We start from the raw sequence: 23,230 nt of genomic DNA on the forward strand, positions 1-23,230 counted from the left end.
CGGCGCTTCTCGTCGATCGAGCCTGCAGGCCGCGTGCTAGCCTCGCCAACCACCCGATGGCCCCGATTCTCTACCTCGTTTTCTTCCTCTCGGGTGCCGCTGCTCTCCTCTTCGAGACGCTGTGGTTTCACCAGGCGTCGCTGGCCTTCGGGAGCAGCGTCTGGGCGTCGAGTCTGGTGCTGTCGAGCTTCATGTGCGGGCTCGCGCTCGGGAACCTCCTGGCCGGGCGATTCGCCACGCGCCTGCGCCAGCCCGTGGTCGCCTATGCGGTCCTCGAGGGCGTGATCGCCCTGACCGGATTCGCGCTCGTGCTCGGACTGCCGACGGTGGGCAAGGCGTTGGCGCCAGTCTTGGGAGCACTCGAGGCGGCGCCCTGGGCCCAGAACCTCAGCCGCCTCGGGTTCGGGTTCGTTCTCCTGCTGGTTCCCGCCACGGCGATGGGCGCCACCCTGCCTTTGCTGGTGGGGGTCCTCGAGGCCCGCGACGCGAACTTCGGCGCCGTGCTGGGCCGACTCTATGGCTGGAACACCTGGGGCGCGGTCTGCGGTGCCTTGGCCGCCGAGCTCTTCCTGGTCGCCTGGCTCGGGGTGCGGTTCAGCGCCGTGGTCGCGGCGAGCGCGAATCTCCTGGCCGCGGTCGGCGCAGCCTGGGTCGCTCGCCAGCCGGGTGCCGCCGTGCCTGCCGAGACGGCGTCCCAACCAACGGCGACCGGGGCCCGCGTCTGGCCCCTGTGTCTGGCCGCCTTTGGCGCGGGTCTGGTGCTGCTGGCGCTGGAAGTCGTGTGGTTTCGCTTCCTCACCCTGTTCGTCGCAGGCACGTCCCTCGCGTTCGCCGCGATGCTGGCGTCGGTGCTCGCGGGCATCGCCAGTGGCGGGCTGCTGGCCGGCGCCTGGCTGGGGCGTCGTCCCGACGCCCACCGCCACGTGTCCCTGTTGGCGTGGGGCGCGGGCGCCTGGGTCGGCCTCGGTTATCTGATCTTTCCCCTGGTGAGTGCGCCCTTCGCCGAGGGCATCGTCCACGGTTGGTTGGCGGTTCTCTGGCTCACCGCAGCGCTGAGCTTTCCGGTGGCGGCCGCGTCGGGAGCGCTCTTCGCGATGCTCGGCGCGAAGCTGCGGGTGGTGTCGCCGTCAGCGCCGCGCGCGGCCGGGTGGCTGACCTTCTGGAACACCGCCGGCGCCGGCCTCGGTTCGCTTCTGGGCGGTTTCGTGCTGCTGCCCGGCCTCGGCATCGAGCCCGCGCTGTTCGTGCTGGCGTTGGCCTACGGCGGGGTGGCGCTCGCCTGTGTGTTCGGTGCGACGGAGGCGCCGCGCCTGTCGCGCCTGGCCGCCGTCGGCGCCGTCGTTTGGCTCGGCGCCGCGCTCGTCTTTCCCCACGGCGTTCTCCGCGACCACCACTTGCAGCGCTCGGTCGCGCGCGTCGCAGCGGGCGACGCCTACGAAGTGGTCGCCGTGCGCGAGGGGCGCACCGAGACCGCGGTCTGGCTGCGTCACTTCCTGGAAGGGGAGCCCTACGCCGACACCCTGGTCACGAACAACTATTCGATGTCGGGGACCAACTGGGGTGGGCAGCGCTACATGAAGCTGTTCACCTGGTGGCCGGTCGCGCTTCACCCCGACATGCGCGACGCCCTCTTGATCAGCTACGGCGTCGGCTCGACCGCCGAGTCGCTGATCGATACGCGCGCCCTCGAGCGGATCGACGTCGTCGACATTTCCGAGGACATCCTGGAGCTCTCGGATCTGCGCTTTCCCGATCCCGCGAAACACCCGCTGCGGGATCCTCGCGTCGAAGTGCACATCGAGGACGGTCGCTACTTCCTCGAGACGACGGACCGCCGCTTCGACCTGATCACCGGCGAGCCGCCGCCGCCGAAGATGGCCGGCGTCGTCAACCTCTACACCCGGGAGTACTTCGCCCTGGTGCGCAGTCGCCTGCGACCCGGAGGCATCAACACCTACTGGCTCCCCGTCCACAGCTTGGGCGCCGAGGACGCGAAGGCGATCGTGCGCGCCTACTGCGAGGCCTTCCCCGACTGCAGTCTGTGGGGCGGCCATGGATTCAGCTGGATGCTCATCGGTTCGCACGATGGTCTCCCGCCGGCTACGGAAGCCGCCTTCGCGCGCCAATGGCAAGACCCGGTGGTCGGTCCCGAGCTGCGGCATCACGGCATCGAGCGCCCGGAGCAAATGGGCGCCCTGTTCCTTGCCGATGCGGATCAGCTCCTCGACTGGACGCGCGACACACCGCCCCTCACCGACGACCACCCGAAGCGGCTCTCGGACGAAGCGGCGCCCTGGCCGGTCGACCCGCTCTTCGACGCCTGGATCGAGGCGAGCGGAGCGCGCGAGCGCTTCGCCCAGAGTCCCTTCATCGAAGCGGTGTGGCCTGCGGCGCTACGCGAGCGAACCCTCGGCTACTTCGCCGTCCAGGACCAGTTCAACGAACGCGCCGGCGGGCGTCTGCCCACCCTCGACACCCCCGCGCGCCTGCAGCGTCTGGAGGGCCTGCTCGCGACGACCGACGTGGAAGTGCCGGTCTACTGGATCCTCGGTACGACCGTCCAGGAAGTCGCGACCTACGCGCGGCGTGCGGCACGCGGGCGTCGGGCAGACCCGCGACGCCAGGCGCTCCACGACACCGCGCGGGCCTACGCGGCGCGCGACTACCTGGGCGCGGCGCTCGCGCTCTCGCGCGCACAACGTCAGCAACCGCGAAACCCGGCCCTCGTCTATCTCCGCGTGCACGCTCTGCTTCGCGCCGGCCAGGCTGACGCCGCCCGCGACGTCGCCCAGCAAGCCGCCGCGTGGCTGCCGTCGCGCGACGCGGATCGCCGCGTCTGGAGCTGGTTCGGCGAGCGCTTCGGGTTCGACGCGCCCTTCGATGCGAGCGAGACCGGCCAGCCCTAGTAGGCGCGCCAGCGTTGCTTGATGTGGGCCTGGCGCACGGCCACCTCGGCGCGGCGCGCCTCCACCGTGACCACCGGCGTGTCGTCGGGCAGCTGGTCACTCACCCGATCCACCGGCCCAAGGTGGGTGGTGATCGTCGGCAGGTCCGCCGGATCCGGATCGTCGCGATAGACCAGCCGCAGGGTGTGGAAGCCCTTCGGGAGCCCGGTGGTCGCGACCCACCCCGGAACGCCCGGGTCGCGGTGGGACACGACGTAGTAGCGCGCACCGTCCGACGCCGGCGGCAGCTGCTGACCGGTCCGACTGCTCGTGTAGTTCTGCTGATCGGGGCCTTCCATCCAGAAGTTGTTCAGCTGGAACCCGATGTAGTGGGGCTCCTTCGGAGTTTCGACCCGGATCACCAGCGCCTGGTCGGGCGCGAGCTCGAAGACGCCGCTCGCGTAGAGTTGCTTCGAGCCGGCGGCACCGCCGGCAGTGAAGGGCGGACGAGCTTCGTTCATGCCGTTGACCGGGAGGTTGCGCACGCCGTCGCCGTTCGCGTCGCGGCGCACCTCGAGCGGGAACTCCTGGAGCAGACTCCAGAACCGGATGTGGTTCGGCACATGCACCGCGAGGCGCTCGAGGATTTCGGCCATCTGTTCGGGGGTGATCGGCGGTCGGCTCGCCCCGACGGAGTCGAGCCGTTCGATCTCGAGCTCGAGGGGTCGTTCGTGCTCCCAATCCGAGAAGATCTCGCGCACGGCGACGTACTTCGCGTCGCGCACGGCGCTCGTCTGGTTGGCCGCGCAAGCGAGCTGCTTACGCGACGGGAGGAAGAGTCCGTCGTAGCCCTTCGGGCGTTTCGGTCCGATGCGGATCTCGAACTCGCCGGAGGCGTCGGGCTCGATCTCGAAGCTGTTGACGAAGCCGAGGGTCTGGCTCGCGCACTGGCCCATCTCGGCGAGCTCCCCCGTGTTGCCCGGGATGTCGGTGATGGTCTGGAAAGTGACGAGCCGCGGGGCCTTCGGTCCGCTCGCGTGGCGTTCCGAGCTGCGCCACTCCCGGGTGTCGGCGACCCGGCCGCGGATGCGATAGCTCCCGGTCCCGTCGATCGGGGCCTTCAGATACATCGCGTCCGGGTTCTCGCCGGTGTGCTTGCGCAGCATGTCGACCGAGCGGTGGAACTCGGGGAAGCGCGGGTCGAGGCGCAGTTCCGCCTCGGCCATGCGCACCACGTGTCCCAGCAGATAGCGGTAGCCCTCGGCCAGGTTCCGATCGCTGGGCTCGGGCGGGAAGTCCTCCCGGTTCTCGAGCCGGTCGCGGGCTTCGGCGAGTCCCGCGTGGAACGACTGCCACGCCCGGTCGAGTCGCACGCTCGCCGACTCCTCGGCCAGCGCCATCCCGGGCAGCACGGTGCAGCCGCCGAGGATCAAACCGATCCACACTCCTCCGAAATCGTGGCCTCGCATCGCGCACCTCCTTCGCTGGACAGGCCGCGCGGTCCGGCACCCATGGCTGCTTCCGCCCGGCCTGCTTCCGTCAGACTGGCCGCCGCAGGGTAGTCCGGGCTGCGCCCGGGGGCGCGCGGGGACGCTTGCCCCGGTCGTGGGGCAGGGCGCCCCTGGCGACGTCACGGGGGGCGCGCTCGCGCGCAGGCGCGTTGGCATCGGTCGTGCACAAGAAGAGGAGGAAACCCACTGGAGGATTCCCCATGGAAACGCGCGAACGTCTCGTCAGCGAGATCATGAAGCACGACGTCGTGACCCTCGCGCCCGAGGAGACCCTCGATCTCTCCGACGACGTGATGAGCCTCGGTCGCATCCGCCACATGCCCGTCGTCGAGAACGAGAAGCTGGTGGGCATCGTCTCTCGCAGCGACCTCCTGGGTGCGTCGCTCACCCAGGCCTTCGACTTCACGCCCGAGCGGCGCCGCGCGTTCCTGCGCTGCATCGCCGTGCGCGACGTGATGACGAAGGATGTCGTGGCGGCGGGGCCCACGACCACCCTCGAGGAGGCCGCGCGCATCTTCCGCAAGCGCCAGATCAGCGGTCTCCCCATCGTCGACTCCGACGGCACCCTGCGCGGCATCCTGACCCAGAGCGATCTGCTCGACGCCGCCTACCTCGACCCGAAGCACACCGACGCGCCCGCGGACGGCGCCGGTGAGTCGGCCTTCTCTTCCTGGATCACGGGCGAAGTGCGCGACCTCGAGCGGCTGCGCGACGAGCTCCGGGTGCAGATCCATTTGGGCAAGGCCGAGGTGCGTGCGCGCTGGACGGCGCTCGAGCGGGGGCTCGAAGCCCTGGAGATGCGTTCGCGGCGGGCGGCCGATTCCGCGCGCGAGCCGTTGAAGGAGCTCGAGGCCGACGCGAAGAAGCTGGTGTCGGATCTGCGGGAGGGCTTCAAGCGCATCCGAGACGCGCTCTAGCGCGGAGTGACGCCGGGCTAGGCGCGGGCGCCGGACCGCGGGCCCCGCGAACGCGGCGCGCGCTTGCGCTTCGGCGAATCCTGATAGCGCACCAGGGCGCCGGCGAGCTCCTCGGCGACGGAGTTGCGCAGGGCTTCGGGTTCGAGCACCTCGGCGCCGGCACCGAAGGAGAGGATCCAGGTGCGCAGGTCGGCCGTGCCGCCGACCTCCATCACCAGCTCGATGCGTCCGCCGGGGCGGGAGACGAGTTCCTGGCTCGGGTGCCAGGTGCGCTCTTCGACATAGCTCGCCCAGCGGCGATCGAAGAGGATGCGCACCGTCGTGGCCGGTTCGGCGATCACCCCGAAGGCGTTGGCCATGGTCGTCTCGAAGTCGAAGTCGTCCGGGACGGCGAAGGCATCCTCGGTGGCCTGGATCGCGCGAATCCGGTCGACGGCGAAGGTGCGCAGCTCATCGGATTTGTGGTCGTGGCCGACCACGTAGAGGCCCCCGCTGCGGTACCAGACCCGATAGGGATCGAGTTTGCGTGACGAGACCGCGCCCGTGCGGCCCGTGCGGTAGCGCATCTTCACGCTCTTCTGGGACAGCACCGCGTCGCTCAGGGTGCGGATCGTCTCGCGCAGGTGCGCATAGCTCTTGTGCGGGCCCGGCAGCACGCGGAACGACTCGCCCAGCCGCGACAGGTATTCGGTGAGCTCCGGGCCGAGCCCCGCGCGGATCTTCGAGAGCGCCGAGCGGATCGAGTCGTGGAAGACCGTCCCCTCGAGCACGCGCAGGAGGTCTTCCCCGAATGCGAGGGCGAGGATCTCGTCGGGCGTGAACGGGACGTCGCCGAGCCGGAAGGTCTCGAGGAAGCGGTAGTAGACCCGACCGTCCCGCTTCTCGCTGACCACCGGGAAGCCAGCCAGCATGAGCGCATCGAGGTCGCGGTAGACCGTGCGTCGGACGACTTCGAGCTCGTCGGCGAGGTCGTCGAGGGAGGCGCCGACACGACTCTTCGCGAGGCGCTGAATCAGCTGCCACTGTCGAGCGAGCTGGTCCCCCCGCACGCCGGAACTCTACCGCATGGTGGGGAGGTGGCGCGCGCGTCGGGCGGGCTTTCCTCCGCGAAATGGCTCGCTGCGCACCGGGACGCGTGGGCGCGCGGCTCGGCCCGACGCTACGCCGAGGCTGGGACCGCGTTCACTCGGGCTGCGCTGAGTTTCGCTCCGGAAACCCGCCCGACGCGCCGCGGGGGTCCGCCCGAAGCGGGGTTCACTCGCGTCGCAGCCGATAGCCCAGCGCCTCGATCACCTCGCCCTGTCGATCCCGCGTCACCCGGATGCGCGCTCCCCCGCTGCGTCCCAGCGACCACGACACCGCCTCGGTGTCCGACAGCGGCTCGAAATACTGGGAGAGGGGCATCGGCTCGCCCACCGCGAACAGCGAGACGACCAGGCGATCGCCCTGGATCGAGAGCTCGGCGCGCTCGAAGAACCGAAAGTCCCCTTCGCCGTTCGTCAGCCGATAGCCACCGACGCGCGCGCGCCAGGCCTCCGTCGCAGGCGATGGGTTCGCCCGCCAACCGAACAGGGTGCTCGGGCTGTTCTTGGCTTCGAGGAACACGGCATCGAGGTCGCCGACCCGCTCGAAGCGCAGCCGGTTGCGCGCGAGGAAGTCGGTCGCGTAGGGGAACAGCCCGAAGACCCGGATCCGCGGTTCGAAGGTGCCTTCCGCCGCGGGCACGAGCTCCAGGGCACTGGCCCAGGCGAGGTTCTGCGATCGCAGGGCGCCTCCCTGACGTCGCAGCGCGAGTGCGGCCGCGCTCGTCGCCCAGCGGCCCGCGAGCGCGTCGAGCGAGGGAGCGTCGGTGCGGGGCGTCGCGACGTCAGGCGGCTCGGGCGCGTCCGGCGCGATGCCGTACTTCGCCTCCATGCCGAGCCGGAGCGCGAGTTGCATCAGCCGGTGGGCGCGGAAGCCACCCTCGGCGGTGTTCGTGACCGCGACCGCCCCGAGGTTGCGTTCGGGGAGCAGCAGCAGGTGCGCCCGGTGCGCCACCATGGCGCCGCTGTGCCCGACTGCGAGTCCCCCGTTCCGGATCTTCCTGCCGGGCGGGTTGCGCCACCAGGTGAGGCCGATCTCGACTTCGCCATCGAGGGCGACCTCGGCATTCTGCTGGACCCACATCGACGCGAGGGTGGTCTTCTCGAGGACGCGTCCCCGCTCGCCTTCTCCCCCTCGCAGCGCCATCTGTCCGAACCGGGCGAGGTCCTGAACCGAACTGAAGAGCCCGCCGGCACCGAGCTGGCCGATGCGGCGCGCGGGGACCTCATCTTCGCCCCGGTACGAACGCGCGACGCGATCGAGGATCTCGGGGGTGGGTTCGAAGGACGAGGCGTCCATCGCCGCGGGCGCGAGGATCTGGGTGCGGACGTACTCGGGGAACGGGACCCCGCTCACGACTTCGACGACCTGCCCGAGCAGCGTGTACGCGATGTTCGAGTACGCCATCACGAAGCCCACGGGCGCCTGGGCGTGGTAGGTCCCGATCAGTTCGACGTAGTCCGCCTGGCGAGGCGGGTCGTCGCTGAAGAAGCCTTTCAGGATGTCGCTCGGAATCCCCGAGTGATGCGTCAGCATGCTGCGCAGCGTGATGTCGTCGAGCGACCACGCGGCGGATCCGGGCAGGAAGGGCGGGGGAGGACCCAGGCGGAACGCGGGCAGGTAGCGCGTGAGGGGCGCATCCAGCTCGAGTTGGCCTGCCTCGACGAGCTGCAGGACCGCGATAGCGGTGAAGAGCTTCGAGATCGATCCCACGCGGTAGAGCGTGTCCGCCGTCGCGGGACGCCCGTTCGCCGCGTCGGCCTCGCCGTAGCCGGCGGCGAAGAGCACGCGATCGCGATCGAAGAGGGCGAGCGACACGCCTTCGAGCTCGGAGAGCGCGCGCTCCCCCGCGTAGTCGAGGCGCTTCTCGAGGTACGCGAAGTCGCCCCGCGCCTCGCGGCCCGCCGGTCGCTCGGGCGGTCCGGGCGACGCGCACGCCAGGAAGCCGAACAGGCAGGCCACGAACGCCCATCGCCCGGCGCGCGCCCACCCTCGCAGGGGGCGTCCGCGCCCCCGGTTCCCGCGCGTCGCGTTCATGGCGCGGCCGTCCCACGGTTCCATCTGGACCCTCGTGAAGCGCTTCGGGCTCCCGTCGCCAGGGCCCTCAGGGATCGATCAGGTGCGCTTGCGTCGCTTCAGACCGATGATCGCGCCGCCGCCGACACAGAGCATCCACGCCGAGCTGGGCTCCGGCAAGAACGCGCCGGTGCCCGAGGCGATCGTCACCAGGCCGACGCCGGTGTCGAACATCGTGACGAAGGTTCCCGCATCGACGTCGATGTCGGTGATGAGTCGGGGCTGGCCGAGCAGCTCCGGCAGCCCGTCCAGCGTCTGGACGTTCAGGAACCCCCCGGTCACATTGTTCGAAGCATCGAGGTCCAGGCTCGTCGCGCCGGGGCTCTCGGGGGCTCCGTTGACGTGGAGTCCGATCGAAGCGGTCCCCAACACGACCGTCCCGACGCCGAAGTCGCGCAGGCAGGCCGTGTTCTGGACGTCGGACTGCGGGTCCTGGCTCTGCGGCACGTTGGGGATCCCGATATCGGTTCCCAGGGTGTGCGTGCCCGGCCCGGGCGCTACCTGGCGGAACTCGGCCGTGAAGGGATCGCCGACGCTCGCGAACAGCGTGCAGACACCGACACACGTGTCGAGGGTGCCCTCGTAATCCAGCGTCACTTCGGGCATCACGGCCGTCGCGGGAGATCCAGAAAGCAGGAAGGCCAGGGCAAGGAAGATCCGATTCGACTGAAGCATGGAAGGGATGTCCGTTTCTCCGGAGCCCGCACCACCCCGGGCGAGGGGAGCGGGTCGATGGGTTTTGCCTGGCGCGAGACCGTCGCAGGAAGCTGCTTCGGGGTCATGCTCGGTTTCCGGCCGCGCCGATCGCGCGGCTTTCGGGGAGACGACGAGCGAACCCCGCGAAACGACACCGCGAATCCGGCCGCGGGCCTCTTTTTCCGGCGCGTCGCCCTGGGGGACCCCGCGGCCCGCGAACTCAGGCCCGAGTGCCCTCGTCGGCGTCCGCGTCACCACGTGCCGCCGCCGCGCGGCGCGCCGAGCGCGCGGCGAACCGGCTCAACCCGGGGGTGGCCGCCCAGATTGCCAGTCCGGTCAGCAGCGCGCTGGCGTTCACCCACGCATGAGGTACCCCGCGCCCGAGGTCCTCGATCGCCACCAGGCCACCCCCGGTCGCGGCGTCGACGAGCGGCACTCCCACGCACAGCCCGGCGAGGAGACGGAGGAGTTCACGGAGGGCCGCGTCCCGGTCGGAACGGACGGCTGCGTAGAGGCCCGTGGCCGCGGCGACCGACAGATACACGGCTCCGATGCCGACGCGGGGACTCCCGGCGGCACCGAACCACAGCTTGTCGGCGTGAAAGCAGGCGAAGGTGGCGAGCGGGATGCCTAGCGCGATTCCCACGTTCGCCCGGTCGAGCCTCCGATAGCGCCGGCTCGCCGTCGAGACCGCGCCGAGCCGGGAGCGACGCGAGATCCACATCGCGTTTCCGAGGAGCACGGCGATCGCCAGCAGCGTGCCCAGGAGCGCGTAGACGACCTTCGTGGCGAGCGTGCCGTAGGTCCCGAAGTGGAGCGGAGCGACGGTTCCGTAGAGGCGTTGCGCGGTCGTGACCGGCCGGTTGCCGGCGTGGCCCGGCACCTCCGCCGCCGAGACCGCATTCACCACCCGGATCTCGTACCGCGCGAGCCGCTCTTCCACGGGGAAACGCAGCTCGGCCGTTGCGTCGGGTTCGCCCCAACGGCGGAACTGCACGAGGGCAGGGACGTGTCCCGTCGCCGGGTGGCGGATCTCTAGGAAGCGTTCGATCGGGAGCATCGCCGTGGCGGCCCGTTCCGCCGTCGGCGGAGCGGGCGGGGGACGGTTGCCGCGGTCGATGGCGGACCGGTCTCCGCCGATGGCCAGGAAGACCGCCGCCGGGCTCACGACGACCATCCCGAGCATGGCTCCCGTCGCGGCGATCGCCGATGCGAAGGGCAGCAGCCAGAGTCCGAGCACTTTGTGCAGGTCTTGCCAACGCAAGCGGTCGGATCGGTCTACGCGCAGCACGTGAAAGGAACGTGCCCACTTCGTGTGGATGAGCGCTCCCGTGAGCAAGGAGAGCAGCAGCGCCACCCCCGCGATGCCGACCAGGGTGCGGCCGACGCGATATCCGCCCCACGCGTCCGGCCACATCAGGCTGCGGTGGAACTCGAGCAGCCATTCCGAGAGCCCCATGGCGTGTTCGGGGAGCGGCTCGCCCGTCGCGACGTTCCAGCGACGGTGCACCATGCCCGACGTGCCGTCGGTGGCGCGGGTGCCCACCCGCGCTGCGTGGTAGGGCTCGATCCCGGTGGCGGGCGTGAACGCGACGAAGCGGATCTCCATCCCAGCAGAGGCCTCCGCGACGAAGCGCTCGAGGGCCGACTGCATGGGGGCCCCTTGCGCCGGAAGCGTCAGGCGCCTCGCGGGATCCTCCCAGGTGCGGATCTCCTTCTCGAAGAGGGCAAAGCAACCCGTCAAGGTCACCAGGTACACGAACCAGCCCAGCGTGATGCCCGTCCAGGAATGCAGATCGTAGAGGCGGCGATGCCGATCGCGTTCCAATGCGTGCCTCTACCCAACGACCCGCGCGGTCAGGGTCGCCAGCGCGCCGCCGCTGGCGAACACGGCCAGCCAAGTCAGGGCACGCCGTCCCGTTTCCGTCCAGAAGCAGATCACTTCGAAGACGACCCACACCAGCGGCAGCGTCATCGTGGCCACCCGCACCTCGTCGCGAAACGAGAGCGAGAGCATGGCGACGAGTCCCGACGTGACGAGGAGTGCCGCGGCGAAGGCCCAGACCAGGGCGCCGAGGAGCCGCGGCGCCCGGCGCGTCGCGAACCCGAGGCCGACCCCGGCCAGTCCGGCGAGGGTCACGACTCCCGCGATCAGAAGCGGGCTCACGTGAGCCAGGCGCGGCAACCCGCGAGGCCGACGCAAGCGAGGGCCGACGACAGCAGCCACGGCTGCCAGGTGCGACGGAACGCAGCGATCCACAGATCCAGGATGGCGGCGAGGGAAAGGGACGCGGCCCACAGGGGCAGGCCGCGTTCGAAGCCCGTGTGGTGAGAGAGGAACGAGAGAGCGCCGAGCGCGGCCGTGGCACCGAGCGCCCGCGTCATGCGCCGGCCCGGCGCCTTCGTGCTCGATCGCACCTCCCGCGGTCCGCGAACCAGCGCGCTGCAGACGTACAGCCAACAGACCAGCACCGCTTCCATGGCTTCCTAGAAGTAGACCTCGAGTGCCGCCCCGACCATGCGCGGCGGCGTCAGCGATTGGGAGGGGTTGCCGAACAGACTCACGGTTCCCGTGTTTCGGTTCACGCTCCCCAGGTTGACGCCCACGGGCTCGTCCTCGTCGAGCGCGTTGGTGACGAACCCGTAGAGCATGAAATGCTCGTGGGCGTAGCCGCCCCGCAGGTTCACGATGGTGCGACTGCCCACCTTCTCTGCGAGGCCGGGGCCCAGCTCGGTCTGGCCCAGGTTGGCGATGTCGGTCTCGTAGCCGTCGACCACGGTGACGCCGCCGTCGACGAAGAGTCCCGTGTCGTGTTGATAGCGGCCGCCGACCGAGACCGAGTACTCGGGGGCGCGCGGGAGCTCGTTCCCTTCCAGGTTCTCGAAGGGCATGCCGGGCAGCGCGAAGGGAAAGTCGTCGAACTCGGTGAACAGATACCCGAAGCTCGCATAGAGCTGCAGACCCGAGATGGGTTTCCATTCGGCCGTCGCTTCGACGCCGGCGATCGTCGATTCGCCTGCGTTGACGACCTGGCTGTCGAAGAGCGTCATGCTGGGTCCTGGGACCGTGAGCTGCTGGTCCTCGTACTTCGAGTAGAAGGCGTTCGCGTTGAAAGTGAGCGTCCGATCGCGCCAGCGGGTTCGGAACCCGACCTCGACCTGGTCGAGGAACTCGGGGTCGAATTCGCCCACGACGAAGCGCTCGCCCGAACGTTGCAGGAACGTTCCGCCGGCGCGATAGCCGCGCTGGGCGGTGACGAAGACGGAGTGGTTGCTGGTGAAGCGATAAGTGAGTTCGGCCTGCGGGAGCCAGACCCCGAACCCACCGGATTGGTTCGGGTCCACTCGCTCCGACGAGAACGCGCGCACCAGGGCGATGCAGGTGGGCGGCGGGGTGATGCCGGTCAGCGCGACGCAGCTGGGCGGATCGACGAAGAGGTTCGTCACGGGAGCGCTCTTCGTGCGGGTCGTCTCGTTGTCGTAGCGGAGGGCGATCTCGACGCTGAAACGCTCGTGGAAGTCGGCGCGTGCGCTTCCGAACAGCGCCCAGTTGCGCGTCTTCGAGTCGACGTCTTGATCCGCGCTGAGGCGGGAATCGATCGGATCGATCGGGATTCCCATGGAGAGCGGGGCGAGCAGCAGCACCTGGGTGCCCCCGAGCTCGCGGCGATCCTCGAAGTAGTAGCCGCCACCCACGAGCCGGAGCCAGTCGAGTTCGAGCTCGAGCCGCGCTTCGCCCGAATACGTGGCGGTGTTCTCGATCGACTCGAGGTTTCGATCGAAGCTCCCCGGGTCGCGCAGGCTGCCGACCCTCTGGCGTCGTTCGGCGTCCTCGTAGGTGCCGATGAGACGCAGCTTCAGCTTCTCGTCGAACTCGTGGGTGACGTCGCCGACCACGCGGATGACTTCGGTGTCGTTGCGCTGCGGGTCGTTGAAGGTCTTGCGGTCGGTGAAGTCGAAGCTGGCGAAGGCCGGGTCGTCTGCTCCAAACGGAGCGTTGACGAACGACGACGTTCCGCCCACCTCGCTCTCGGCGTGCTCGACGAGCAGCTCGACGCGCAGGCCCTCGATCGCCTCGGGCTCGGCGAGGAGCTTGCCGCGGACGAGCAGACTCTCGGTCGGGTCGAATTCCGAACCGTCTTCCGCGCGTCTCACGACGCCGTCGCTCTCCTGGAGGTCCGAGCTCACGCGGAACGCGAGTTGGTCGTCGATGAGGGGGCCGGACACTGCGATGGCGTACTGTCGCGTGTCGAAGTTGCCCGCCCGGGCGCGGGCCCGTCCCTCCCAGTGATACGTCGGGTCCCGCGTCGAGAGGTAGATCGAGCCGGCGAGTGCGTTCCGCCCCTGGGTGACCGATTGAGCGCCGCGCAGGACCTCAACCTGGCCGACGTCCCAGAGCGACTCGAAGCCGCCCGTGAGGGCGATGGTCGACACCGGCGCGCCATCCGAATAGACGTTCGAGGTGACTCCCGCGACCGTGTTGTCGGTTCCCGTCGTCCCGTTCCGGCTGATGCCGCGGATCGTGACATTGCTGGTCGGCCCGGAGAGCGTCACGTTCGGTGTGCGCAAGAGCAGCTCGTCGAGCTCGAAGATGGACTCGCCATCGATGCGCTGCTCCGAGAAGACTTCCACGGACACCGCTTCCTCGTGGAGGGTGGAGCGGTCCTTGGTCCCGGCCACGATGATCTCACCGCCATCGAACGGGTCGGGCTCGGGATCGGGCGCCGCCGGCTCCACCACCACCGGAGGAGGTTTCGGAGGCACGGTGCGGATCAGCACGGCCCCGGAGTTCAGCCGATGGCCCTCGAGGCCACTGCCGCGCAGCACCTCGCGCAGCGCCTCTTCCGCCGTCCAGGTTCCGGCGATCGCAGGCGCCGTGCGGCCGGCGACCACTTCCGCCGGTGCGATCAAGGGGAAGCCGTAGTGCTCCGCCAACCAGAGCAGGGAGGTCTGCAGCGACTGCGCCGGCAGATCGACGGCAAGGGGTGCGTCTGCGGCGAGTGCGCCGCTTGCGCACAGGAGCCAGATGGTCACGAGGAGGCGGCCAAGCGCCGTGCGCGGGCGGTTCGCATCGCAGCCAGACCGCCGGCTCCGCGGATGGGGGACGGGATTCACGTCAGGAACGACGCGTGGGCGTCGGAAAACGACACCCCCGGTCGCCCGCGTCGCGTCCCGACTCCGGCCGGACCGGCGCAGGGCCGAACCTTTGCGGCGGCGCGCCGGCCCCTGCCCCAGATCGGGCCTTGGGCCCGGAGACGCAAGCCTTTGAAAAATCACGAAAAAACGGGAGCGGCGTGCCGGTTCCACTTGAAAATGAATTTCAAAGTCGACTAGCATGGCGCGGTGGAACGACTACAGGAGCGCGGCGGGCGTGAAGCAGGTGGGTGATTCGGTCTGGTCGGCTTCGGCGGTGGGCCAGCTCTACGTCGAGCACTTCGAGCGCCTGGTCGCGTCCCTCTACGCCGCGTTCGGCGCCGGTCCTCCCGAGCCCGAGGACGTCGCCCAGCGGGCGTTCGCGAAGCTGATCGGGCATCGGCCGACGCGCGAGGTGGACAATCCTGCCGCTTTTCTGTGGCGCACTGCCTCGAACATCGCGATTTCCGACAAGCGGGCCCAGCAGGTGCGTCACCGCTACGCCCGAGATTCTCGCTCGATGCAAAACGAGGGTGTCGTCCTCACCCCCGAGCGCGTCTTAGAATCGAAGGAACGGTTGGACGTCGTGCTTGCGACCCTTCGCAAGATGCCGGAGCAGCGACGCCGGGTCTTCCTCCTCAATCGCGTGGAGGGGCTCAGCTACTCCGAGGTCTCGAAGCGGATCGGCATCGGGCGCACGGCGGTGACCAAGCACGTCGCGCGTGCGACGGCGGACATCGACGCAGCTCTCTCGAAGCGCTAACGGGACGCGATACATGGAGCGATTGCCGGATCACATCCGGGACGCCGCCTATGGGTGGCGTGCGCTTCTGGCGGACGGGCCCTTGCCCGCCGAAGCGCAGGCGAAGTTCGACGCCTGGCTGGCTTCGGACCCGCGCCACGCGGCGGCGCTCGCACGCGCCGAGGCGCTCTGGCGCGAGCTCGGAAGCCTCGACCGGGCAGACCTCGATGCGGCCTGGATCGACGAGCCCGCTCCGCAGGTGCGGGTGGCACCGGCACGGCCTCGTCGGCGCTCCGCGACCCGCTTCGGGCTGGTGCCGTCCCTGGCGCTGGTCGGCACGCTGTTCGCGGCCGTGTTCTGGTGGGCATCCCCCGCCGAACGCGGGTTGGGCTGGCCCTGGTCCGGTTCCCCCCGAACGCTCTCGACCGCGCATGCGGAGGTGACGACCACCGCGTTGTCGGACGGCACGCGCGTGACACTCGGCGGTGCTTCTGAGCTCGAGATCGCATTCGACCGGCAACACCGCAGGCTGCGACTCCTCTCGGGCGAGGCCTACTTCGAGGTCGCGCACGATGCCGATCGACCCTTCGAGGTCACCGCGGGGGCGACCCAGGCGCGCGCGCTCGGAACCGCATTCGAGATGCGGCGGCGAGGCGAACGGACGGTCGTGGCGGTCGCCGAGGGGATCGTCGGTGTCGGCGACGGCCAGTCCTCGCTGGATCGCGGAGTTCGGTTGAATCCCGGCCAGCGCGTCATCGTGTCCGATCGGCGCGGCGCGGGCGATCTCGCGCACGTGCGGGTCGAGTCGGTCGGAGCCTGGCGGCGCGGTCGGCTGGTCTTCACGAATGCCACGCTTGCCGATGTCGTGGCCGACGCGAGTCGCTACCACGACCGCCCCGTCGTGCTCGCCGATCCCGACCTCGGCGCCCTGCAGGTGACCGCCTCGTTCCGCGCGGAGGACATCGACGCGCTGCTCGCCGGGCTCACCGAGATGTTCCCGGTGCGCATCGACCGCTCGGGCGACGCCACCCGCATCCTCGCCCGCGATTGAGCGGCGTCGCGGAGCGGCGACGACCGGACCCGATCGTCGCTCGCTCAGTCCTCGAAGAAGCGCGCGAGTTCGTCTTCGCGGGCGGCGGCGTCGCGGAAGCCGAGCTCGGTCAGAGGGGCGAGGAAGTCGCCGTCGAAGAGGAGGTAGGAAAACAGGTCGCTCTCGGCGCTGCGCGGGTCGTCGCCCAGGTTGCGCATCGCCAGCCGGAAGAAGGGCGAGCGCAGCTTCGCTTCCGGGATGTCCTGCAGCACGTCGGCGGCCAGGGCACCGAGGTCGGCGGTGGGCCGGATCACCAGGTCGTCGATCAGGCGGAAGCGCTGGCCGCGCTCGCTCGTCGACACCTCGTTCAGCCGGTGGGTGTACTCCTCACCGAAGGCCTTCTCGCCGTCGCGAATCATGTCGTTCATCACGCGCATGCGCGCGAGGTCCGTGTCCAGGTGATCGAGCAGCATCGAGTTCAGGATCTTCCCGAACAGGAAGGCGGGGTTCGCGTAGTCCTCGACCCGGTGCCGCGCGAGGGTTTGCGCATGGGCGTGCTGGGCGTGGGGCCGCAGCGCCACCACCAGCACCTTGTCGGCGCCGAGTCGAAGCGCCGGCGAGAGCGGCGTGTTGAGGCGCAGGCCCCCGTCGGCGAAGTAGGTCTGGGAGATGCGCACGGCCGGGAAGAGCAGCGGGATCGCGGCGCTGGCCAGTGCATGGGTGGGACGCAGGTGGGTCACCTTCGGTACCACCGAGGGATCGCGCGTCCAGCCCGGCAGGTCGCGGTCGCGGGTCTCGAGGAAGGCGACGACGCGGCCCGTGGCGATCTCGGTGGCGGCGACGCACACGGCACTCACGTGGCCCTGGTTGACGTTGCTCCGGATCCGTCGCCACGGCACCGCGCGCACCACCATGCGCTCCAGGGGCTGGGTGTTCAGGAGGCCGTAGATGCGCTCCGGCGGGCTTCCGCCCCGCATGGCGTCGGCCATGCGTCGCAGCCCCAGCATTCGCCGGGGGAGGCCCAGCAGGTCGCGCCGGCTGAAGGGCAGGACCTCCTCGATCTTCATCCGCCGCCAGAAGTCGACGAGCTGGGCGCCGCGGACGGGGCCCTGCTGGGAGGTCGCGGCCATGTAGCACGCGTGGATGGCCCCGACCGAGGTGCCGCACAGGATGTCGAAGGTGACCGGCTTGCCGATGCGCTTCGGCAGCTCTTCCACCAGGTAGCGGACGACTCCGGCTTCGTAGGCGCCGCGGGCGCCGCCGCCAGAGAAGACCAGGGCCCGCCGGGGCGAGCGACCGGGAGCCGGGGCTTCCGCGGGAGCGCTAGCCAACCCGCTCGACGTACTCGCCGGAGCGGGTGTCGACGCGGATGGTTTCCCCTTCCTTGATGAAGAGGGGCACCTGCACGACCGCTCCGGTCTCGAGGGTGGCGGGTTTCGTGGCACCCGAGGCCGTGTCGCCCTTGAGGCCGGGGTCACACTGGGTGATCACCGCCTGGATGAAGGCGGGCAGCTCGATGTTGATCGGTTTGTTCCGCCAGAACACGACGTCGACGTCGAGGTTCTCTTTGAGATACTTCCGGGCGTCGCCGATCTGCTCGAGCGTAAAAGGAATCTGGTCGTAGGTTTCCTGGTCCATGAAGATCAGCGACTCCCCGTCCTGGTAGAGGTACTGCATCTTCTTGTCCTCGACGTCGGCCTCGTCGAGCTTCTCGCCCGAGCGGAAGGTCTTCTCGAGGACCCGACCCGTCCGCAGGTTCTTGATCTTCGTCCGCACGAAGGCGCCGCCCTTGCCAGGCTTCACGTGCTGGAAGTAGGTCATCACGAACGGCTCACCGTCGATCTCGACTTTGAGGCCGTTGCGGAACTGAGAGGTATCGACCGCCATGAGGCTCCCTTCGGTGGGCGAGCAGTCTAGCGGCAACCCGGGGCCCCTGCTGGAGCCCGAATCTCAGGCCGAGGACGCCGTTTCCAGCCGCAAGCTGCCGTCGCCGGCGCGGGCCAACCCGATCCGATCGCCGGGTGCGAAGCCGAGTTCCCGCTCGGCCCGCTGGGTGTCGAGGGTGAAGCCGTAGCGGAGGCTGCGCGACAGCGGCGCCGGCGCCGAGCGACCGCCGCTCCAAGGCAGCGCGATCCGCGTCCAGCCCAGGATCGGGCTCGGCACCGCCCAGGCGGCGCGCCCGGTCCAGCGGGCGAGTTGGGAGAAGGGCACGGCCTCGCGACCCGCGACGTTGTAGATGCCCGGGCGGTCACTGTGGACGGCGGCCTGGAGTGCGCGGGCCGTGTCCTTGTCCGAGATGACCGCGCACATCGGGTCGAAGCCGAGCGGGCGTGCCCGCCGCGAGCGGCCCTGGAGCGCCGGGTTCAGGTAGGCATCGCCGCCCGCCGCAACCACTGTCGGCGCTCGCAAGAGCACCACGCGCAGCCGGTCGTTGTGGACCTCGCCGTGGATGATCATGTCGGCGTCGACCCACGCCTTCTGCTCCGGGTCGATCTTCGGGTCGAAGTCGAGCTCGCTGTCCTCGGTGAGGCGGTTCGCGTTCCCGGGCTGCAGCTTGTAGACGAACGCGCTGCCCAGCGCGACCAGGTGGCGAATCGTCGGGGTCTCGAGGCAGTGCTGGAGCACCAGCCGCACCTCGGCCGTCCGCGCGTCGAGGCCGCCGAGGGCGGGCGCACTGGGCACCGAGGTCGCGCCGTGCTGGGGCAGGTGGACCACGCTGTCGATCTCGAACTCGCGGAACGCCGCCGAGTGGAACAGATCGCTGGCCGGCCGATGGCGGGAGAGGGCGACCCGGGCGTAGCGGACCGCCGGCCCGTCCTGGGCCAGGTAGCGGTCGAAGGAACGGGGCGTGGGGCCGCTCCCTACCAGGAACAGCGCCTCGACCTCGGGGTCGTGGAACAGGCACTTCACCACCCGACGACCGATCGGCTCGTCGGCGTGGGTGACCAGGACACGCTTCACGGGCGGTTCCGATCGATCAGCCGCTGGATGCGCGTGCGCACCTGCTTCGAGAGATGCTTCACGAGGCGCGCATCGTCGGCGCCTTCCGGACCGAAGCGTTCGTGGAAGTCGAGCGGTTCGCCGTAGACGATGCGGTAGCGCACCGGATAGGGCAGGAGCCCGAGCGGCCCGAGCCAGGGGAAGGTCGGAGTGATCGGCGCGACAGGAATCCCCAGACGCTTCGCGAGGCCCTCCCAGTCATAGAGGACGGGTGTCTGGTCGTCGGAGCCGATCACCGCCATCGGCACGATCGGCGCCCCGGCGCGGAGCGCGCGCTCGACGAAGCCGACGCGGAAGGGCTGCAGCCGGTAGCGCTGGGTGATCGTCTTGCGGATGCCGGCGACTCCTTCCGGGTAGACGAGCACCAGCTGGTCGTGACCCAGGAGGTCCGAGAAGTTCTCACGCGTCCCGATCACCTGGCCCACCCGCGCGTAGAACACGTTCACGCCGGGCAGCTCGCCGGCCCAGCGGTCGACGATCGCGCGAGGCAGGCGCGGCGGATCCGTGTGGAGCAGACAGTCCACCACCGTCATCGCCGCGTCGAAGGGCAAGAGCCCCGCGTGGTTCGAGGCCAGCACGCACGCTCCCCGTTCGGGCAGGTGCTCGTGTCCGGAGCTGGTGACCCGGAAGTAGGCACGGTAGAGGGCGTAGAACCAGGGCAGCGTGCGACGCGCGGCCTCCGGCGAGAACCCGAAGCGGTCGTAGCGTCCCTCGCCCTCGACGAGGTGACCGAGTGCGGCGAGTGCGCGTCGGGCCCGCTCGGGGAGCACCCGGTCCAGGAGCTGGAGGTCCTCGGGCAGCTCGATCTCGGCGAGCGTGGGGACGCCCTCGGCGGCGGGCGCGCGGCGCGGTCGCGGGCGAGGCGTGGTGGCGCGGGTGCGGGTCCGGGCGGGGCGCCGGGAGCGACCGCGTTCGTGCTCGAGCCAGTCGAGGCGCGCCTCGACCGGGTCAGGTGCGCCCGACTCGAGGAAGGGATCGCGCTCGGGCAGCAGCGCCGGTGCCTCTTCCGCGCTGGACTCCGGGAGCCAGGCGCCCGCTTGGGATTCGCTCGACTCAGACATGCTCGTCCACCGGAGCGCGCAGCTCGAGTTCTTCGGCGAGTTGCGCCAGGGTCTTCGCGCCGCGGTCGCGCGGGGCAAATTCGAACACGCTCATGCCCCGGGCCTGGGCCTCGTCGATGCGCACGTGGTAGCCGAGCACGCTGTGGGCGACTTCCTTCGGGAAGCGGGCCTTCAGCTGGTCGTGGATCTCCTGGGCCAGCTTCGTGCGGCGGGCGAAGGTCGGCACCACCATCGTCACGGTGAGGTCCGGGTGGTCGTAGCGATCGCGCACGGTGGCCAGCGTGCGCATCAGCTCGGCGCAGCCGTCGAGGGCCAGGTAGGTGAGCGGCACGGGGACCACGACCTCCTGTGCCGCCCGCAACACGTTCAGCGTCAGCGGCCCGAAGGACGGCGGCGCGTCGAAGAACACGAAGTCGTAACGGTCGAGCTCCTGGGCGGCGTCGAGGGTCGCGGCGAGGCGGCCGGTCGGGTCGGGGTCGCTCGCGTCCTGGAAGCCGGGGAACAGGCCGAGCGACTTGTTCGCAACGACCAGGTCGAGCCCCGGGATGCGCGTGTGGACCACCGGCAGCACGGCGCTGTCCGTCGCGCGGGCGTCGAGGCTGTCGCCGAGCATCTCGTCCAGCAGCAGGTCGATCGCCGATCGCGCCGGCGCGCGATGGTCGACGCCGAAGACCTTCGCGAGCTGGCCCTGGGGGTCCATGTCGATCCCCAGCACCCGGTGGCCACGATGGAGCGCGAGGTAGGCGCCCAGGTTCGCGACCAGGGTGGTCTTGGCGCTCCCACCCTTTTCATTGATGAATGCGATGCGACGCGGCGCGTGCATGGCCCCCCCGGCCTGCAGCGGTGCTGTGGATCCGGTTCCCGTCCCGAACCGGCGCGGATGCGAGTCCTGGCCCCTGGACCCGGCCCGGGCGGCGCTCGCGCTCACCCTCGGCCTCGCGGTGAGGTCGCCCCGTCGTCTGCGGTTCGCGCGGCGGAAGGATCGACGGCAACGGGGAGCACGTCCCGGGCGGATCGCCCGAGGACACCACTGAGAAGAACTGCAAGAGGCCTTGCCAACGCGTCGCCTACGACGGGGGGTCGGATGCGGCCTGCCATTCCTAGTTACTGCCGCATCTCGTCCAAGTCAATGCAATCGCTCAAAAAAACGGCCCCCGCGTGAACGGGGGCCGTCGTTTCTGCGTCGTTTCGGTGCCCGCGTCTCGCGACGCGGCACCGGCTGACCGGGGCTAGCCCTTGGCGGCCTTCACCGCGTCGGTCAGGGCGGGCACGATCTCGAAGAGGTCGGCCACCACGCCGAGGTTCGCGACCTCGAAGATCGGCGCATCGGGATCCTTGTTGATCGCGATGATGTAGTTCGAGCCCTTCATTCCGACGAGGTGCTGGATGGCACCGGAGATACCGGCGGCGATGTAGAGCTTCGGCGTCACGACCTGGCCCGAGGAACCCACCTGGTACTCGTGCGGGAGCCAGCCCGCGTCGACCACCGGGCGGCTCGCACCCATCGCACCGCCGAGCGCATCGGCGAGCGGCTGGATGACTTCCCCGAACTTCTCCGGGTCGCCGACGCCGCGGCCACCCGAGACGATCACCTCGGCCTTCGAGAGGTCGACGCCCTTCGCCTCGGACACCTTGATCTCGACGAACTTGCTGTGGTTCGCCTCGATCGTGGCGTCGAGGGCCTGGACCGACCCGTCGGTGCTGCCGTCGTAGGGCGCGGTGGCGCCAGGCTGCACGGTGGCCACGACCTTCTCGGAGCTCGTCGTCATGGTGGCGTCGAGCTTGCCGTTGAAGACGCGGCGCTTGAACACGAGGTTGCCGTCGGCGACGTCGACGTCGAAGCAGTCGCTGACGAAGCCGGCGTCGAGGGCCGCGGCGACGCGCGGGGCGACGTCCCAGCCACTGGGCGTGTTCGAGATCAGCACCAGGTCCGCGCCCGTCGCCGCGATGGCGGCCTTGATCGCCCCCGCCGCAGCTTCGGCGTTGTAGTTCGCGAGCAGGGCGTTGTCGACGGTGTGGACCGTGCCGCCGCCCTTCTTCGCGAAGGCTTCGGCCTCGCCGCTCACGCCGTCGCCCACGACCAGGCTCTGGACGTCGCGGCCACTGGCACCCGCGACCTTCTGGGCGAAGGCGGCGAGCTCATAGCTCGCCTCGCGGATCTGACCGTTCTGGATTTCCGTAACGATGAGAATGCTACCCACGGTTGACTCCTTCGGGGGGCTAGAGAACCCCCAGCTCCTTGATCTTGCCCACGAGTCCACCGACGACCTCGTCCGTCGAGCCGGACAGGATCTCCGCGGTATCACCCTTCTGGGGCGGAGCGATCGATTCGATCTTCACCTTCGCCGCGCTCTCGCCCACCTGACCGCCGAGGCCGAGGTCGGCCGCGGTCTTGGTATCGAGGGGCTTCTTCTTGGCGGCCATGATGCCCTTGAGCGACGCGTAGCGGACCTGGTTGAGACCGGTCTGCACGGCCACGAGGCAGGGCGTCTGGAGCTCCTGCACCTCGGAGGCGCCGCCCTCGATCTCGCGATCGATGGTGAGCGTGCCGTTGGCGCGGGAGATGGCGACGGCGGCCGTCGTGTGCGGCACACCGACGAGCTCGGCGAGCATCGGCGGTACCGACGCGAAGTTGCCGTCGTCCGACATCAGACCCATGAAGATCAGGTCCGGGTTCTCTTCCTTGGCGATCGCGGCGAGGACCTTCGCGATGCCCAGGGCGTCGGAGCCCTCGGTGTCGGGATCGTTCACGTGGATGGCGCGGTCGGCGCCCATGCCCAGCGCGGTGCGCAGCGCCTGGGTGACCCGGTCGGGTCCGATCGAGACCACCACGACATCCGCTTCTCCATCGTCCTTGATGCGGAGCGCCTCTTCGAGGGCGTAGGTGTCGTAGCTGTTGATCTCGAACTTGATGTTGTCTTCCACGATCCAGGTGCCGCCGCCATTGATGTCCAAACGGGCATCCTGATGGGGCACCTGCTTCAGGCACACCATGATCTTCATGGGGGATGGCCTCCAGGTAAGGGGGGGGAAGGGGGAAACGAAAAACCCGGCGCGCAGGCGCCGGGGGCCATTCAAGGCGGGCGAACCCTAGTC

General features: G+C 69.8%; 19 protein-coding genes. 4 read left to right on the plus strand and 15 right to left on the minus strand.

Features of this window, described 5'->3' with window-relative positions:
• Positions 1-56 precede the first annotated feature (56 nt).
• A complete protein-coding gene (locus AAF430_02550; GenBank protein MEM7409098.1) occupies positions 57-2,906 on the plus strand; it encodes a spermidine synthase in 2,850 nt (949 codons plus the stop codon).
• Here AAF430_02550 and AAF430_02555 read toward each other — a convergent pair.
• Positions 2,903-4,354, minus strand: a complete 1,452-nt coding sequence (locus AAF430_02555) for a hypothetical protein (protein ID MEM7409099.1) — start codon at positions 4,352-4,354, stop codon at positions 2,903-2,905. The two genes, AAF430_02550 and AAF430_02555, sit on opposite strands and share 4 nt — an antisense overlap.
• A 242-nt stretch (positions 4,355-4,596) precedes the next feature.
• Between AAF430_02555 and AAF430_02560 the strand changes: the two genes are divergently transcribed.
• Positions 4,597-5,313: a CBS domain-containing protein gene (locus AAF430_02560; GenBank protein MEM7409100.1), complete on the plus strand. Its 717-nt coding sequence runs from the start codon at positions 4,597-4,599 to the stop codon at positions 5,311-5,313.
• Positions 5,314-5,330: 17 nt separating this feature from the next.
• Here AAF430_02560 and AAF430_02565 read toward each other — a convergent pair whose 3' ends face one another.
• From AAF430_02565 to AAF430_02595, 7 genes are all read right to left on the minus strand, one after another.
• Entirely contained in the window at positions 5,331-6,362 is a 1,032-nt protein-coding gene (locus AAF430_02565; protein ID MEM7409101.1) for a YafY family protein, read from the minus strand.
• 205 nt (positions 6,363-6,567) lie between these two features.
• Complete coding sequence (locus AAF430_02570) at positions 6,568-8,457, minus strand: serine hydrolase domain-containing protein (GenBank protein ID MEM7409102.1); 1,890 nt, start codon at positions 8,455-8,457, stop codon at positions 6,568-6,570.
• A gap of 54 nt (positions 8,458-8,511) precedes the next feature.
• Positions 8,512-9,147, minus strand: coding sequence for a PEP-CTERM sorting domain-containing protein (locus AAF430_02575; protein MEM7409103.1), 636 nt, complete (start codon positions 9,145-9,147; stop codon positions 8,512-8,514).
• Between the two features lie 241 nt (positions 9,148-9,388).
• Positions 9,389-10,996 carry a PepSY-associated TM helix domain-containing protein gene (locus AAF430_02580; GenBank protein MEM7409104.1) on the minus strand — a complete coding sequence of 536 codons (1,608 nt, stop codon included), beginning with the start codon at positions 10,994-10,996 and terminating at the stop codon, positions 9,389-9,391.
• A gap of 9 nt (positions 10,997-11,005) precedes the next feature.
• Positions 11,006-11,335 carry a hypothetical protein gene (locus tag AAF430_02585; protein ID MEM7409105.1) on the minus strand — a complete coding sequence of 110 codons (330 nt, stop codon included), beginning with the start codon at positions 11,333-11,335 and terminating at the stop codon, positions 11,006-11,008.
• Positions 11,332-11,649: a hypothetical protein gene (locus AAF430_02590; GenBank protein ID MEM7409106.1), complete on the minus strand. Its 318-nt coding sequence runs from the start codon at positions 11,647-11,649 to the stop codon at positions 11,332-11,334. The genes AAF430_02585 and AAF430_02590 overlap by 4 nt, the downstream gene beginning before the upstream one ends.
• Positions 11,650-11,655: 6 nt before the next feature.
• Positions 11,656-14,202 carry a TonB-dependent receptor gene (locus tag AAF430_02595; protein MEM7409107.1) on the minus strand — a complete coding sequence of 849 codons (2,547 nt, stop codon included), beginning with the start codon at positions 14,200-14,202 and terminating at the stop codon, positions 11,656-11,658.
• A gap of 301 nt (positions 14,203-14,503) precedes the next feature.
• Between AAF430_02595 and AAF430_02600 the strand changes: the two genes are divergently transcribed.
• Together AAF430_02600 and AAF430_02605 are read left to right on the plus strand one after the other, a co-directional pair.
• Entirely contained in the window at positions 14,504-15,064 is a 561-nt protein-coding gene (locus AAF430_02600) for a sigma-70 family RNA polymerase sigma factor (protein MEM7409108.1), read from the plus strand.
• A 13-nt stretch (positions 15,065-15,077) separates the two neighbouring features.
• Complete coding sequence (locus AAF430_02605; GenBank protein MEM7409109.1) at positions 15,078-16,094, plus strand: FecR domain-containing protein; 1,017 nt, start codon at positions 15,078-15,080, stop codon at positions 16,092-16,094.
• A 44-nt stretch (positions 16,095-16,138) separates the two neighbouring features.
• On the opposite strand, the gene AAF430_02610 is transcribed toward AAF430_02605, so the two are convergent.
• The 7 genes from AAF430_02610 to AAF430_02640 all read right to left on the minus strand — a co-directional run bounded on the left by AAF430_02610 (position 16,139) and on the right by AAF430_02640 (position 23,137).
• Positions 16,139-17,404 (minus strand): patatin-like phospholipase family protein, encoded by a 1,266-nt coding sequence (locus AAF430_02610; GenBank protein MEM7409110.1) that lies wholly within the window; start codon positions 17,402-17,404, stop codon positions 16,139-16,141.
• Positions 17,397-17,960, minus strand: coding sequence for an elongation factor P (gene efp / locus AAF430_02615; protein ID MEM7409111.1), 564 nt, complete (start codon positions 17,958-17,960; stop codon positions 17,397-17,399). Before efp ends, AAF430_02610 begins: the two co-directional genes overlap by 8 nt.
• Before the next feature lie 63 nt (positions 17,961-18,023).
• The gene (locus AAF430_02620) at positions 18,024-19,034 is read right to left on the minus strand and encodes a hypothetical protein (GenBank protein MEM7409112.1); all 1,011 of its coding nucleotides are present in this window, start codon (positions 19,032-19,034) and stop codon (positions 18,024-18,026) included.
• Positions 19,031-20,134, minus strand: a complete 1,104-nt coding sequence (locus tag AAF430_02625; protein ID MEM7409113.1) for a lysophospholipid acyltransferase family protein — start codon at positions 20,132-20,134, stop codon at positions 19,031-19,033. Before AAF430_02625 ends, AAF430_02620 begins: the two co-directional genes overlap by 4 nt.
• A complete protein-coding gene (locus AAF430_02630; protein MEM7409114.1) occupies positions 20,127-20,957 on the minus strand; it encodes a ParA family protein in 831 nt (276 codons plus the stop codon). Before AAF430_02630 ends, AAF430_02625 begins: the two co-directional genes overlap by 8 nt.
• Before the next feature lie 406 nt (positions 20,958-21,363).
• Positions 21,364-22,335: an electron transfer flavoprotein subunit alpha/FixB family protein gene (locus AAF430_02635; protein MEM7409115.1), complete on the minus strand. Its 972-nt coding sequence runs from the start codon at positions 22,333-22,335 to the stop codon at positions 21,364-21,366.
• A gap of 19 nt (positions 22,336-22,354) precedes the next feature.
• Positions 22,355-23,137 (minus strand): electron transfer flavoprotein subunit beta/FixA family protein, encoded by a 783-nt coding sequence (locus tag AAF430_02640; GenBank protein MEM7409116.1) that lies wholly within the window; start codon positions 23,135-23,137, stop codon positions 22,355-22,357.
• Between the last annotated feature and the right edge of the window lie 93 nt (positions 23,138-23,230).

This window comes from Myxococcota bacterium, from assembly GCA_039030075.1.
Taxonomy (GTDB): Bacteria; Myxococcota_A; UBA9160; order UBA9160; family SMWR01; genus JAHEJV01.

Excerpts from the sequence above, each read along its gene's own strand:
- efp (MEM7409111.1), bottom strand. The coding sequence starts at position 17,960 with ATGGCGGTCGATACCTCTCAGTTCCGCAACGGCCTCAAAGTCGAGATC.
- AAF430_02555 (MEM7409099.1), bottom strand. The coding sequence starts at position 4,354 with ATGCGAGGCCACGATTTCGGAGGAGTGTGGATCGGTTTGATCCTCGGC.
- AAF430_02575 (MEM7409103.1), bottom strand. The coding sequence starts at position 9,147 with ATGCTTCAGTCGAATCGGATCTTCCTTGCCCTGGCCTTCCTGCTTTCT.
- AAF430_02630 (MEM7409114.1), bottom strand. The coding sequence starts at position 20,957 with ATGCACGCGCCGCGTCGCATCGCATTCATCAATGAAAAGGGTGGGAGC.
- AAF430_02605 (MEM7409109.1), top strand. The coding sequence starts at position 15,078 with ATGGAGCGATTGCCGGATCACATCCGGGACGCCGCCTATGGGTGGCGT.
- AAF430_02640 (MEM7409116.1), bottom strand. The coding sequence starts at position 23,137 with ATGAAGATCATGGTGTGCCTGAAGCAGGTGCCCCATCAGGATGCCCGT.
- AAF430_02590 (MEM7409106.1), bottom strand. The coding sequence starts at position 11,649 with ATGGAAGCGGTGCTGGTCTGTTGGCTGTACGTCTGCAGCGCGCTGGTT.
- AAF430_02625 (MEM7409113.1), bottom strand. The coding sequence starts at position 20,134 with ATGTCTGAGTCGAGCGAATCCCAAGCGGGCGCCTGGCTCCCGGAGTCC.
- AAF430_02600 (MEM7409108.1), top strand. The coding sequence starts at position 14,504 with ATGGCGCGGTGGAACGACTACAGGAGCGCGGCGGGCGTGAAGCAGGTG.
- AAF430_02570 (MEM7409102.1), bottom strand. The coding sequence starts at position 8,457 with ATGGAACCGTGGGACGGCCGCGCCATGAACGCGACGCGCGGGAACCGG.
- AAF430_02550 (MEM7409098.1), top strand. The coding sequence starts at position 57 with ATGGCCCCGATTCTCTACCTCGTTTTCTTCCTCTCGGGTGCCGCTGCT.
- AAF430_02560 (MEM7409100.1), top strand. The coding sequence starts at position 4,597 with ATGGAAACGCGCGAACGTCTCGTCAGCGAGATCATGAAGCACGACGTC.